This window comes from Achromobacter sp. 1011811831 (genome assembly GCF_059760905.1).
On record NZ_JCBANG010000059.1, the window covers coordinates 1 to 12,228 of the forward strand.

The 12,228-nt window shown below is 67.7% G+C and carries 11 protein-coding genes; 4 read left to right on the forward strand and 7 right to left on the reverse strand.

The window, feature by feature from the left end; translation table 11 throughout:
- Positions 1–73: 73 nt before the first annotated feature.
- Positions 74–1,051, reverse strand: coding sequence for a Bug family tripartite tricarboxylate transporter substrate binding protein (locus tag AC6LJ9_RS20315; RefSeq protein ID WP_498148985.1), 978 nt, complete (start codon positions 1,049–1,051; stop codon positions 74–76).
- 629 nt (positions 1,052–1,680) lie between these two features.
- Here AC6LJ9_RS20315 and AC6LJ9_RS20320 point away from each other — a divergent pair.
- On the forward strand, positions 1,681–2,817 hold the full coding sequence (locus AC6LJ9_RS20320; RefSeq protein WP_498148986.1) for an RNA ligase RtcB family protein: 1,137 nt from the start codon (positions 1,681–1,683) through the stop codon (positions 2,815–2,817).
- Entirely contained in the window at positions 2,817–3,440 is a 624-nt protein-coding gene (gene prfH, locus AC6LJ9_RS20325; RefSeq protein WP_498148987.1) for a peptide chain release factor H, read from the forward strand. Before AC6LJ9_RS20320 ends, prfH begins: the two co-directional genes overlap by 1 nt.
- Before the next feature lie 125 nt (positions 3,441–3,565).
- Here the strand turns inward: prfH and AC6LJ9_RS20330 are convergent, their stop codons facing one another.
- Together AC6LJ9_RS20330 and AC6LJ9_RS20335 are read right to left on the reverse strand one after the other, a co-directional pair.
- Entirely contained in the window at positions 3,566–4,471 is a 906-nt protein-coding gene (locus tag AC6LJ9_RS20330; RefSeq protein WP_212315061.1) for a pirin family protein, read from the reverse strand.
- A gap of 233 nt (positions 4,472–4,704) precedes the next feature.
- Positions 4,705–5,403, reverse strand: coding sequence for a pirin family protein (locus AC6LJ9_RS20335; protein WP_212315056.1), 699 nt, complete (start codon positions 5,401–5,403; stop codon positions 4,705–4,707).
- On the opposite strand from AC6LJ9_RS20335, the gene AC6LJ9_RS20340 reads away from it, so the two are divergent.
- Both AC6LJ9_RS20340 and AC6LJ9_RS20345 read left to right on the forward strand, forming a co-directional pair.
- Complete coding sequence (locus AC6LJ9_RS20340; RefSeq protein ID WP_498148988.1) at positions 5,402–5,539, forward strand: hypothetical protein; 138 nt, start codon at positions 5,402–5,404, stop codon at positions 5,537–5,539. The genes AC6LJ9_RS20335 and AC6LJ9_RS20340 overlap by 2 nt on opposite strands.
- A gap of 26 nt (positions 5,540–5,565) precedes the next feature.
- Complete coding sequence (locus tag AC6LJ9_RS20345) at positions 5,566–6,498, forward strand: LysR family transcriptional regulator (RefSeq protein WP_498148989.1); 933 nt, start codon at positions 5,566–5,568, stop codon at positions 6,496–6,498.
- Positions 6,499–6,525: 27 nt separating this feature from the next.
- Here the strand turns inward: AC6LJ9_RS20345 and ntrC are convergent, their stop codons facing one another.
- The 4 genes from ntrC to hemW form a co-directional block, all read right to left on the reverse strand.
- Positions 6,526–8,028, reverse strand: a complete 1,503-nt coding sequence (gene ntrC / locus AC6LJ9_RS20350; protein ID WP_498148990.1) for a nitrogen regulation protein NR(I) — start codon at positions 8,026–8,028, stop codon at positions 6,526–6,528.
- Positions 8,028–9,092 carry a nitrogen regulation protein NR(II) gene (gene glnL, locus AC6LJ9_RS20355; protein ID WP_498148991.1) on the reverse strand — a complete coding sequence of 355 codons (1,065 nt, stop codon included), beginning with the start codon at positions 9,090–9,092 and terminating at the stop codon, positions 8,028–8,030. Before glnL ends, ntrC begins: the two co-directional genes overlap by 1 nt.
- A 309-nt stretch (positions 9,093–9,401) precedes the next feature.
- Positions 9,402–10,814 (reverse strand): type I glutamate--ammonia ligase, encoded by a 1,413-nt coding sequence (glnA, locus tag AC6LJ9_RS20360; RefSeq protein ID WP_103274519.1) that lies wholly within the window; start codon positions 10,812–10,814, stop codon positions 9,402–9,404.
- 184 nt (positions 10,815–10,998) lie between these two features.
- Complete coding sequence (gene hemW / locus AC6LJ9_RS20365; protein ID WP_498148992.1) at positions 10,999–12,216, reverse strand: radical SAM family heme chaperone HemW; 1,218 nt, start codon at positions 12,214–12,216, stop codon at positions 10,999–11,001.
- Between the last annotated feature and the right edge of the window lie 12 nt (positions 12,217–12,228).

Here is a 12,228-nt window from a genome sequence, read left to right on the forward strand (position 1 = left end):
GGCCTGGACCAGGGTCCGGGCCGCCCGCGCGAACGGCGCGCCCATCCAGGCCGCCGTCACTTCCCTCCCAGCGTCAATCCGCCGACAGTTTCACCTTCTGCGACAGGGCCTTGAAGGCCTCGTGCTGGCTGCGCGTCAGCTTTTCCACATCCTCCGGCGTCGAGCCATACGGCATGAAGCCCGCCTGCTCCAGCTTGGTCTTGACCTCGGGCATGGCCAGCGCCGCCTGGAACGCCTCGCTCAAGGTCTTGGTGATCTCCGGCGGCATCTTGGCCGGACCATAGACCGCGAACCACGGATCGACCACGGCCGCGCCATAGCCCAGTTCGGCCAGCGTGGGCACGTCCGGCAGCGCCGGCGCGCGCTTGCTGCCGGTCACGGCCAGCGCGCGAACCTTGCCCGACTTGATATGCGGCAGCGAGGCCGGCAGGTTGTCGAACATGATGGGCAGATGGCCGCCCAGCAGATCGTTGATGCCTTGCGCGCTGCCCTTGTACGGAATGTGCTGCATGCCGGCGCCGGTCAGCTGGTCGAACATCACGCCCGCCAGATGCATCGACGTGCCCGTGCCCGGCGTGCCGAACGCGGTGCCCGGATGCTGCTTGGCATAGGCGACCAGATCCTTGACGCTGTCGACCTTGATCGACGGGCCGGTCTCCAGCACCACCGAGGACGCACCCAGCATGCTGATGCCGGTGAAGTCCTTGGTCGGATCGAACGGCATCGACGGATAGACGAAGGGATTGAGCGCATTGGTGGAAATGGCGCCGAAGCCGATGGTGTAGCCGTCCGGCGCGGCCTTGGCCACGGCGTCCATGCCGATGTTGCCGCCCGCGCCCGGACGGTTCTCGACGATGACGGGCTGGCCCAGCTTTTCCGCGACCTTCTGGCCGGCGGTGCGCGCGACCAGATCGGTGGTGCCGCCCGCGGTGTAAGGCACGATGAATACGATGGGCTTGGCCGGATAGCCGGCGGCCTGCGCGGCGGTCGCGCCGTGGACCAGCGCCAGCGCGGCCAGGCCGCGCAGCGCGTTCAAGGTAAAGCGTTGCATGATGTCTCCATCCCGTTGTTGTCTCGCGGCGATCGCGTTGTGGTCGATGCCGGACGCGCATCATACTGCGCGGCGCCAGTCGCCCTGGCGGCGCCGAGCGCACGCACTGTGGCGCAATTCATACGTATCGACGCGCATGACGGCCTCGCTTGCGGCAACCGCGAGACAGGCCGCGAAGTTCAATGATAGAGTTGCGCTCTTTCCGGCCTGACGCCCGCGTAACGCCCCGTACCGGCGCCAGCGAGCATCCGCCGTGGAAGCCGCGCCGCGCACGCCATGAACGGCCATTTGAATGGCCATACCCGCGACGCCATCACCCCCATCAACCGAACTGCACAGGAGGAATCATCATGCAACAACAACCGACTTCCCGCCTTGCAGGCCGCGTCCAGCCCGACTGAATTCTTCTTGCCGCAGACAAGCCGGCAAGACATTCGCACTGCCCTGGTCCGGTCCTGCCATACAGGGTCTTTCATACGCATCACGCCCGCACGGCCACTGCCTGACAGTCCGCCGCGCCGCAATCGCCGCGTCCGCGCCATGCGCCGCGCCGACGAGCCGTGGCCGCGCCTTGCGGAGCCGATGCCTGTGGAAGCAAGCCCTTTCCAAGACCTGATTATGGAAATTCCATGGGCAATTGCATTCAAGCACTGTCCGAGAGCGTCACGCTGATCGCCTCGGACGACACCTGGATCGAAGGCAACGCGATCCAGCAACTACACACGACCGCCAGGCTCGCCGGCATGCGCCGCGTCGCCGGCATGCCCGACCTGCATCCGGGTCGCGGCTATCCGGTGGGCGCCGCCTTCTTCTCCACCGGACGCCTGTATCCCGCCCTGATCGGCGGCGATATCGGCTGCGGCATGTCGCTATGGACCACCGGCATCGACGCCCGCAAGGCCGCGACCGCCAAGCTGGAGAAGCGGCTCGGCGATATCGACGGACCGCTGGACGACAGCTGGCAGCCGCTGGTCGCCGAGCTGGCGCCCGCCGATGTCGGCTATCGGCAGGCGCTGGGCACCATAGGCGGAGGCAACCACTTCGCCGAACTGCAGCGCATCGACACCGTCTACGACCCGCAGGCCGTCGACGCGCTGGGGCTGGATCTGGACCGGCTCGTCCTGCTGGTCCACAGCGGTTCGCGCGGCCTGGGCCGCGCCATCCTGGAAGAGCATGTCCAGCGGCACGGCCACGATGGCCTTGCCGAAGACAGCGCCGATTGCCAGGCCTACCTGGCGCGGCACGACGCCGCCCTGCGCTACGCCCAGGCCAACCGCCAGCTGGTCGCGCGCCGCATGCTGGACCGGCTCGGCACGGACGGCGGACAGGTGCTGGACGTGCACCACAACCTGGTCACGCGCGCCGAGGTCCAGGGCGAACATGGCTGGCTGCACCGCAAGGGCGCCACGCCGTCCGACGGCGGACTGGTTGTGATCCCGGGCTCGCGCGGCGACTTCAGCTATCTGGTGGCGCCGGTGCCCAGCGCGACCAGCCTGTACTCGCTGGCGCACGGCGCGGGCCGCAAGTGGATGCGCAGCGAGTGCAAGGACCGGCTGTTCAAGCGCTACAGCCCCGCGCAACTCGCCAAGACCCGGCTGGGCAGCCACGTCGTCTGCGAAGACAAGCAGCTGATCTACGAAGAAGCGCCCGAGGCCTACAAGCCGGTGGACAGCATCATCGCCAGCCTGGAACAGGCCGGCCTGCTGACGGTGCTGGCCAAGCTGCGTCCGGTGCTGACCTACAAGACCCGGGGAGGATGCTGCTGATGATCCTGCTGCAACTATCCTCGGCCCAGGGGCCGGACGAGTGCTGCCTGGCGGTGGCCAAGGCGCTGGCGCGGCTGTCGCGCGAAGCGCAGGCCCGCTCGATCGATGTGGACATAGTCGAAAGCGAAAGCGGCGGCAAGGCCGGCACTTACCGCTCCGTGCTGCTGAGCCTGGACGGCGACGGCGCGGCGGAACTGGCGGCGAACTGGGAGGGCTCAATCCAATGGACCTGCCCCAGCCCTTACCGTCCGTCCCACCCGCGCAAGAACTGGTTCATCGGCGTCTTGCGCTGCGAAGCGCCCGCGCCCAGCCTGGCCGCCGACATACGCTTTGAAACGACGCGCTCGTCCGGACCAGGTGGCCAGCATGTCAACAAGACGGAATCCGCCGTGCGCGCCACGCACGTCGCCACCGGCATCAGCGTGAAGGTACAGACCGAGCGCAGCCAGCATGCCAACAAGCGCCTCGCCGTGCTGTTGATCGCGCATCGGCTGACCAGCCACGAACAGGCGCGGGATGCGGCGCAACGCGCCCGCCGCCGTCAGTTCCACCATGAGGTCGAGCGCGGCAGCCCCAGGCGGGTGTTCAAGGGCGCCGCCTTCGAGCCGGCCGACGGCGCGTAGTCCGCGCACGGGCGCCTTGCGCAAGCGTGAAACGGCCGGGACGCGAGTCACCGGCCGTTTTTTCGCCGAGCCGTCATCTCCCCGGCGGCAAGCACAAGCCGTACAGGGGAGATTTCTGAGGCCCGTCAGGCCTTGGGTGGCGGCAAGGGAATGAACTCCGTCTCGTCGCCCGGCACGGTCTGGCCGAAACGATCGCGTTGCCAGTCCTCTTTGGCCTGCTCGATACGGTCCTTACTGCTGGACACGAAGTTCCACCAGAGGAAGCGGGGACCGTCCAGCGGCTCGCCGCCCAGCACCGCGTAGCGCGCATCGCTCACCGCGCGGATCTGTACCGGCCTGCCCGGCGCGAACACGACCAGGCGGCCGCTTTCGAACACCTGCCCATCGACCTCTATCGAGCCCGTGGCCAGATAGGCCGCGCGCTCTTCATGCTCGGCAGGCAAGACCAGGGTCGAACCGGCGCGCATCTGGATATCACCATAGAACAGCGGCGACAGCGTCTTGACGCTGGAAGTCTTGCCGAACAGCTCGCCGGCCACCACCTGGGCGCGCACGCCCTCGCCTTCCACCACCGGCTGCGCGTCCAGCCCGTAATGCACGAAACCGGGATCGGTTTCCTCATGCTGCTTCGGCAGCCCCACCCAGATCTGCAGGCCACAGAGCCGCTGGTCGGCCTGCCGGCTTTCGGGCGACGAGCGCTCCGAATGCACGATGCCCCGGCCCGCCGTCATCCAGTTCACTTCGCCCGGCAGGATGGTCTGCGTATGCCCCGCGCCATCGCGATGCACCATCGACCCTTCGTACAGATACGTGACCGTGGACAGCCCGATATGCGGATGCGGCCGCACATCGATGCCGCTGCCGGCCCTGAACTCGACCGGCCCCATGTGATCCAGGAACACGAAAGGCCCGACGGTGCGCTTCTGCGCCGAAGGCAGCGCCCGCCGAACCTCGAACCCGCCCAGATCGCTGCTGCGCGGCACCACCACCGTTTCAATCTGGCTCGCGCCATCATCAGACAAGGTCGTCATGGTCATTTCTCCCAATTGAATCCTGCAACTACGTTCCATCTTAGTAACACCGGCCCCCGTCACGCCACCCACCAATCGCGGCAAAACCTCCCAAGCGGGGCCGCACGGAGCCGGCTTTGCCGGTCCGTAGCGGCGCCCCTTGAGGGGGAAGCGCGGCAGCGCTTCGGGGTGGGCTTCCCCACCGGTCCGTAGCGGCGCCCCTGGGGGAAGCGCGCAGCGCTCGGGGGGGCCTTCTACTTCAGGTCAAACACCAGCACTTCGGCATCCTTGCCGTTCGACAGCTTCACGGCAGCCTCATCGCTGAGCGCCAGCGCATCGCCGGCCTTCAGCGTCTCGCCATTGGCGACGATCTCGCCCCGGGCCACATGGACCCAGGCGCGACGCCCCGCCGCCAGCGGCAGCTCGGCGCTTTCATCGCCGTCGAACAGCCCACCGTACAGCCGGGCGTCCTGGTGGATCTTCATCGAGCCCTCGGCGCCATCCGGCGACACCAGAGCCTGCAAGCGGCCGCGCTTCTGTGCATCGCTGAATTCACGCTCTTCGTACTCCGGCGCGATGCCGGCCACGTCGGGCTCGATCCAGATCTGCAGCAGATGCGTTTCGGCATCCGGCAGCGGGTTGAACTCAGAATGCAGCACGCCCCGGCCCGCGCTCATGCGCTGCACATTGCCCGGCCGGATGGTCGAGCCGCTGCCCATGCTGTCCTTGTGGGCGACGGCGCCGTCCAGCACATAGGTGATGATCTCCATGTCGCGGTGCCCGTGGGTGCCGAAACCGCGTCCGGCGGCGATGCGGTCATCGTTGATCACGCGCAGCGCGCCAAAGCCCATGTGCGCCGGGTCGTAGTAGTTGGCGAAGGAGAAGGTGTGGAACGAGTCGAGCCAACCGTGGTTGGCATGGCCCCGTTCGGCGCTGCGGCGGATGGTAAGCATGGCTGACTCCTATTTCAATAAAATGAATGGTTGTGCCGTACCTGCTGGCGGGAATCGCCGTTCGGTTTCTGGCTGCACAACCGGCATGAGTGATATTCTGCGCCTGACGGCAGCCTGCTTTGTCGCCTGTTTTTGAAGACAACGTTCATAATTTTTGAATGCATGGCCACGACCCCGCTCTCCCAGCCCATCACTCCCGAGCTGCTGACCCTGGTGGACGCCATCGCGCGCCACGGCAGCTTCGCCAAGGCCGCCCGCGAACAGGGCAAGGTGCCCTCGGCCGTGACCTACGCCATCCGCAAGCTGGAGGACGGACTGGACGTGCTGCTGTTCGACCGCAGCGGGCAGCGCGCGCGGCTCACCCCCGCCGGCGAGGCGCTGCTGCGGGAAGGCCGCCACGTCCTGCAATCGCTCGACGACCTGGCCTGCCGCGTCAAACGCATCGCCACGGGCTGGGAGGTGGAGCTGCGCATCGCGGTCAGCGCCGTGCTGCCATGGCGCCCGCTGTATGACCTGATCGAGGAATTCCAGGCGCTACGCAGCGCCACCGCGCTGCGTTTTTCCACCGAGGTGCTGAGCGGCAACTGGGATGCGCTGACCTCCGGGCGCGCCGATCTGGTCGTCGGCGCCGGCGCGGCCGGCGAGCCGACCGGCCCGTATCGCTCGCAGGCCATGGGCCAGGTGCAGTTCGCGTTCTGCGTGGCGGCCAGCCATCCGCTGGCGGCGCTGGACCGCCCGCTGGGCCCGGCCGATCTCAACCGCTATAGCGCGGTGGTGGTGGCCGATACCAGCCGTGGCCTGCCGCCGCAGACGCGCGGGATCCTGTCGGAACAGCCGGTGCTGGTCATGCCCACGATGCAGGCCAAGATCGACGCGCAAGTGCGCGGCCTGGGCTGCGGCTACCTGCCGATGACGCTGGCCGCGCCGTATCTGGCGCAAGGCCTCCTGACGATCTGCGAAACGGAGGAAGGCATGCCCTTGACGGAGCATGTGGCCTACGCGTGGCGCGCGGAGCCGCCGGGCGAGGCATTGAAGTGGTGGCTGGAAAAGCTCAAGTCACCCCGGCTGTGCGAAAGCCTGCTCGGGCTGGGCTGAGGGCGGGCGCGATGCCGCGCCCGCGCCTCAGTCGTCCTCGATGCCCAGTTCGCGCAGCTTGCGCGTGATGGTATTGCGGCCGATACCGAGCCGCGTCGCGGCCTCGACGCGGCGGCCACGGCTGGCATCCAGCGCGCTTTGCAGCAGGATCTTCTCGAACTGGCGCGTCAGCGTGGCCATGACGGCCGGCTCGCCGCGCTCCAGCCGATGCTGCGCGTCGCGCAACAAGGGATCCTGCCAGTTGCGCGGCGTCGCCGCATCCGGCTCGGCCTGCGCCGGCATCGCGGTCGGCAACACCGTGCCGATGGCGGCCACGGGCGGGCGCGGCGCCATCGACGCGCCGGATGCCTGCTGCGGGTCCGCCGCGCGGATTTCGGGCGGCAGATCGGCGGGCTCCACCGTCTGCCCCGGCGCCATCACGGTCAGCCAGTGACAGAAATTCTCCAGCTGGCGCACGTTGCCGGGGAAGTCGAAGCGGGTCAGCACCGCCAGCGCCTCGGGCGTCAAGCGCTTGACCGGCACGCCCAGCGCGCGTGCGCTGGCCGTCAGGAAGTGGTTGGCCAGCGCCGGAATGTCCTCGGTGCGCTCGCGCAAGGGCGGCAGGCGCAGCCGGATCACGTTCAGGCGGTGGAACAGATCCTCGCGGAACAGGCCCTGCTCCACCCGCTGCTCCAGCGGCTGGTGGGTAGCGGCGACGATGCGCACGTCCACGCGCACCGGCTGGGCGCCGCCCACGCGGTAGAAGCTGCCTTCGGCCAGCACGCGCAGGAGACGGGTCTGCAGCTCGATCGGCATGTCGCCGATCTCATCCAGGAACAGCGTGCCGCCGTGCGCTTCCTCGAAGCGACCTCGGCGCAGCGTGTTGGCGCCGGTGAAGGCGCCGCGTTCGTGGCCGAACAGCTCGGCCTCCAGCAGGTCGCGCGGAATCGCCGCCGCGTTCAGCGCGACGAAGGGACCGCCGGCGCGCACGCCATGGCCGTGCAGCGCCCGCGCCACCAGTTCCTTGCCGGTGCCGGACTCGCCCGTGATCAGCACGGTGACCTTGGACTGGGCCAGCCGGCCGATGGCGCGGAAGACTTCCTGCATGGCGGTGGACGAGGACTGCGTCATCATCCAGCGCTCGTTGTTCTGCGCCTCGTCCTGCCCGGGCGCGGCCTCGTCCTGCTGCGAGGACTCCTGCATCGCGCGCTGGATCAGCGCCACCGCCTCGTTCACATCGAAGGGCTTGGCCAGGTAGTCGAACGCGCCGCCCTGGAAGGCGGACACGGTGCTGTCCAGGTCGGCGAAGGCCGTCATCACGATCACGGGCAGGCCGGCGTGGCGTTCCTTCAGCTGGCGCAACAGCTCCAGGCCGTTGCCGCCCGGCATGCGTATGTCCGACACCAGCGCAGACGGGATGTCACGCGCCAAGGCGTCCAGCACGTCGGCCGACTGGGAGAAACTGCGGGTGGGGATGCCAGCGCGCGCCAGGGCCTTTTCAAGCACCCAGCGAATGGCCTGGTCATCGTCGACGATCCATACAGGTTTCATCAGTGTGCGGGCTCCATCGGAAGGACCAGGCGGAACTCGGTGCGCCCGGGCCGGGATTCGAATTCGATGATGCCGCCGTGCTGCTGCACGAAGTCCTGAGCCAGGCTCAGGCCCAGTCCCGTGCCGCCGGCACGGGCTGTCACCAGCGGGTGGAAAATGCGGTCGCGGATGTGCTCGGGCACGCCCGGACCGTTGTCGATGATGGACAGCACCAGCGCCAGCCGGTGCTGCCGGTGCGCCAGCATGACCTGCCGCGCCACCCGCGTGCGCAGCGTCACCACGCCATGCTCCACGCCGGCGTCCCTGGGACGCGCCATCAGTTCCTGCGCGGCATTGCGGGCCACGTTCAGCACCGCCTGCATCAGCCGGGCCGCGTCGCCCTTCAGGTCGGGCACGGAGGCGTCGTAGTCGCGCAGCAGCGTGATCGCGTCGCGGAACTCGGCCTGTATCAGCGCGCAGACGCGCTCGCAGATCTCGTGGATGTTCACCGGCCGCGCGTTCAGCGGCACGCGCTGCGGTCCGCTCAGGCGGTCCACCAGCGCCTGCAGGCGGTCGGCTTCGGAAATGATGACCTGGGTGTACTCGGCCAGCGCCGCATTGGGCAGCTCGGCCTCCAGCAATTGGGCGGCGCCGCGCAGTCCGCCCAGGGGATTCTTCACTTCATGCGCGAGATTGCGCAGCAATTCGCGGTGCGCCTCGATCTCCTCGACCAGGCGATGGCTGCGATCGGCCAGCACGCGCTGCTCGATCTCGCGCGCCTCGATCAGCACGGGCCAGCGCTGGCCCGTCAGCCCGACGGTCGTGACCGACACCTCCACCGACTCCATGGCGCGGCGCAGGAACGCCAGTTGCCTGACGTCGGCATAGCGGCCGCCAGCGGCGCGATCGATGGAGGACTGTATGTGCTCGGGGTTGTCGAACAGCGTGGCGGCCGAATGCCCGCACAGCTGCTTGCGCGACCGCCCGAACAGATCCTCGGCGGCGGCGTTGGCGTATTCGATGTGGCCTCGCCCGTTCACCAGGAAAACGGACGTGGCGAGCAGGTCTAGAGCTTCTACATTCATCTCAGTTACCCATCGCGCTACGCGCCACCCGCAACGCAAGAAATCAACACAACTCCATCGAGAACGCAGCGGAACCGGCCAAGCCGGCCCGCCAGCGTCACCCATGGAGACAAACACTCCGGGCAGCAACGCCTCAATTCAGCGATGCTCCCCCACCCAAGACCGCGCGGAGCCGGCTTTGCCGGTCCGTAGCGGTGCCCCCTTGAGGGGGAAGCGCGTAGCGCTTCGGGGGTGGGACTCGCCCCCCGGTCCGCAGCTGCGCCCCCTTGAGGGGGAAGCGCCAAAGGCGCTTCGGGGGTGGGTGTCACCTCATAGGCTGTAGTACATGTCGAACTCGATCGGGTGCGTCGTCATGCGCAGACGGTTCACATCGCCCATCTTCAGGTCGATGTAGGCGTTGAGCATGTCGTTGCTGAACACGCCGCCACGGGTCAGGAACTCGCGGTCCTTGTCCAGGGCTTCCAGCGCTTCTTCCAGCGAGGCGCACACGGTCGGGATCTTGGCGTCTTCTTCCGGCGGCAGGTCGTACAGGTTCTTGTCGGCCGGATCGCCCGGGTGGATCTTGTTCTGCACGCCGTCCAGGCCGGCCATCATCAGGGCCGAGAAGGCCAGGTACGGGTTGGCCAGGGGGTCCGGGAAGCGCGCCTCGACGCGGCGGCCCTTCGGGTTGCCGACGTAGGGGATGCGGATCGAGGCCGAGCGGTTGCGGGCCGAGTAGGCCAGCTTGACCGGGGCTTCGTAGTGCGGGACCAGGCGCTTGTACGAGTTGGTGCCCGGGTTGGTGATGGCGTTCAGCGCGCGGGCGTGCTTGATGATGCCGCCGATGTAGTACAGCGCGAAGTCCGACAGGCCGGCGTAGCCGTTGCCCGCGAACAGGTTCTGGCCGTCCTTCCAGATGGACTGGTGCACGTGCATGCCCGAACCGTTGTCGCCGACGATGGGCTTGGGCATGAAGGTGGCGGTCTTGCCGTAGGCGTGGGCCACGTTATGAATGATGTACTTGGTGATCTGCGTCCAGTCGGCGCGCTGCACCAGCGTGCTGAACTTGGTGCCGATTTCCAGCTGGCCGGCGCCCGCCACTTCGTGGTGGTGCACTTCGACCGGCACGCCCATCTGTTCCATCAGCAGGCACATTTCCGAGCGCATGTCCTGGAACGAATCGACCGGGGGCACGGGGAAGTAGCCGCCCTTGACCGAGGGACGATGGCCGGTGTTGCCGCCTTCGAAGTCCAGGCCGGTGGACCAGGAGGCCTCTTCCGACTTGATCTTGACGAAGGTGCCCGACATGTCGGTGTTCCAGGTCACGCCGTCGAACACGAAGAATTCGGGTTCCGGACCGAAGTAGGCGGTGTCGCCCAGGCCCGAGGACTTCAGGTAGGCTTCGGCGCGCTTGGCCAGCGAGCGAGGATCGCGGTCATAGCCCTTCAGGTCCGAAGGTTCGACCACGTCGCAGGACAGGATCAGCGTCGGCTCTTCGCGGAACGGATCCATGTTGGCGGTGGACAGGTCGGGGATGAGCAGCATGTCCGAGGCTTCGATGCCCTTCCAGCCGGCGATCGACGAACCGTCGAAGGCTTGCCCGCTTTCCAGCTTGTCTTCATCGATCGCGCTCGTGGGCACGGACACGTGGTGCTCGCGGCCCACGGTGTCGGTAAAGCGGAAGTCGACGAATTTGACTTCGTTGTCGGCGATCTGTTTCAGGACGTCTTTCGGGCTTGCCATGTCATCTCCATTAGATAAAAGGGTCGAGGGCGCTGCCGCTCGACTGGCATGAAAGAGGGAAGCAATAAGCGTGCCAGGTTTGCCCCCAGGGAATCCCCGGGGACAACGGCGAGTAAGAAGGAAAATGTAGCACCAATATGGTGCAAAAGATGGGGCATAAACGCCCCATCTTGGTGCCTTTTTGCTATAGGAACATTTCCTGGAGGTCGTTCAGGAAGCGCCAGCCCAGGGCGGTCGCCTGCAGGCGGGTGGGATCGGCGTCCAGCAGGCCGCGCTTGGCCGCTGCCTCCAATTGGTGCGCGATGACGGCCAGCGACAAGCCGGTGCGCTCGCTGAACAGGGTCGCCGCCACGCCATCCTTCAGGCGCAAGGCGTTCAGCATGAACTCGAATGGCAGCTCGTCCGGTCCGACCTGGCGGCTTTCGGCCAGATGGCTGCCGTCGCGCGCGGCGGCGGCCTGCATCCAGGATTCCGGGTTGCGCAGCCGCGCCTCGCGCACGATGCGGTCATGGAAGGACAGCTTGCCGTGCGCGCCCGGCCCGATGCCCAGGTAGTCGCCGAATTCCCAGTAATTCAGGTTGTGCCGGCAGCGCGCGCCCGGCCGGGCGTAGGCGGACACCTCATAGCGGGCCAGGCCCGCGGCGGCCAGTTCGGTTTCGACCAGGTCCTGCATGGCGGCGCTGGCATCGTCGTCCGGCAGGTCCTCGGGCGGGAACTTGGCAAAGACCGTGTTCGGCTCCATCGTCAGATGATAGAGCGACAGATGCTCGGTGCCGAAGGCCAGCGCCTGGCGCAGATCGTCCGTACAGGCCGCCAGCGTCTGGCCCGGCAAGGCGAACATCAGGTCCAGGTTGACGCGCGGCACGGCGCGCTGCGCCATCTCGATCGCGGCGCGGGCCTGGGCTGCGTCGTGGATGCGGCCCAGCTTCTTGAGCTGGACATCATCGAAGCTCTGGATGCCCAGCGAGAAGCGCGTCACGCCGCTGGCGGCGTAGTCCCGGAAGCGGCTGGCCTCGGCCGTGCCGGGGTTGGCTTCCATCGTGATCTCGGCGTCCGGCCACAGGTTCAGGCAGGCGCGCAGCATCGCCAGCAGCTCGTCCAGCCCGGCGGCCGACAGCAGGCTGGGCGTGCCGCCGCCGATGAACACCGACACGACCTGCCGGCCCCAGATGCCGGGCAGCGCCTGCTCCAGGTCGCTGCGCAGCGCATCCAGGTAGGCGCGTTCCGGAATGCCCTCGCCCGGCGATGCATGCGAATTGAAATCGCAGTACGGGCACTTGCGCACGCACCAGGGCACGTGCACATAGAGCGACAGCGGCGGCAGGCTGGTCAGGGCGGAGCCCGCCGCCAGGCGCGGGCGCGAAGCGCCCGACTCGGCGCGGATGGGAATGGTGATGGACATGCTGCGGTACGA

Coding starts and splice junctions, on each gene's coding strand:
- AC6LJ9_RS20315 (WP_498148985.1), bottom strand. CDS start 1,051: ATGCAACGCTTTACCTTGAACGCGCTGCGCGGCCTGGCCGCGCTGGCG.
- AC6LJ9_RS20320 (WP_498148986.1), top strand. CDS start 1,681: ATGGGCAATTGCATTCAAGCACTGTCCGAGAGCGTCACGCTGATCGCC.
- prfH (WP_498148987.1), top strand. CDS start 2,817: ATGATCCTGCTGCAACTATCCTCGGCCCAGGGGCCGGACGAGTGCTGC.
- AC6LJ9_RS20330 (WP_212315061.1), bottom strand. CDS start 4,471: ATGACGACCTTGTCTGATGATGGCGCGAGCCAGATTGAAACGGTGGTG.
- AC6LJ9_RS20340 (WP_498148988.1), top strand. CDS start 5,402: ATGGCTGACTCCTATTTCAATAAAATGAATGGTTGTGCCGTACCTGCT.
- AC6LJ9_RS20335 (WP_212315056.1), bottom strand. CDS start 5,403: ATGCTTACCATCCGCCGCAGCGCCGAACGGGGCCATGCCAACCACGGT.
- AC6LJ9_RS20345 (WP_498148989.1), top strand. CDS start 5,566: ATGGCCACGACCCCGCTCTCCCAGCCCATCACTCCCGAGCTGCTGACC.
- ntrC (WP_498148990.1), bottom strand. CDS start 8,028: ATGAAACCTGTATGGATCGTCGACGATGACCAGGCCATTCGCTGGGTG.
- glnL (WP_498148991.1), bottom strand. CDS start 9,092: ATGAATGTAGAAGCTCTAGACCTGCTCGCCACGTCCGTTTTCCTGGTG.
- glnA (WP_103274519.1), bottom strand. CDS start 10,814: ATGGCAAGCCCGAAAGACGTCCTGAAACAGATCGCCGACAACGAAGTC.
- hemW (WP_498148992.1), bottom strand. CDS start 12,216: ATGTCCATCACCATTCCCATCCGCGCCGAGTCGGGCGCTTCGCGCCCG.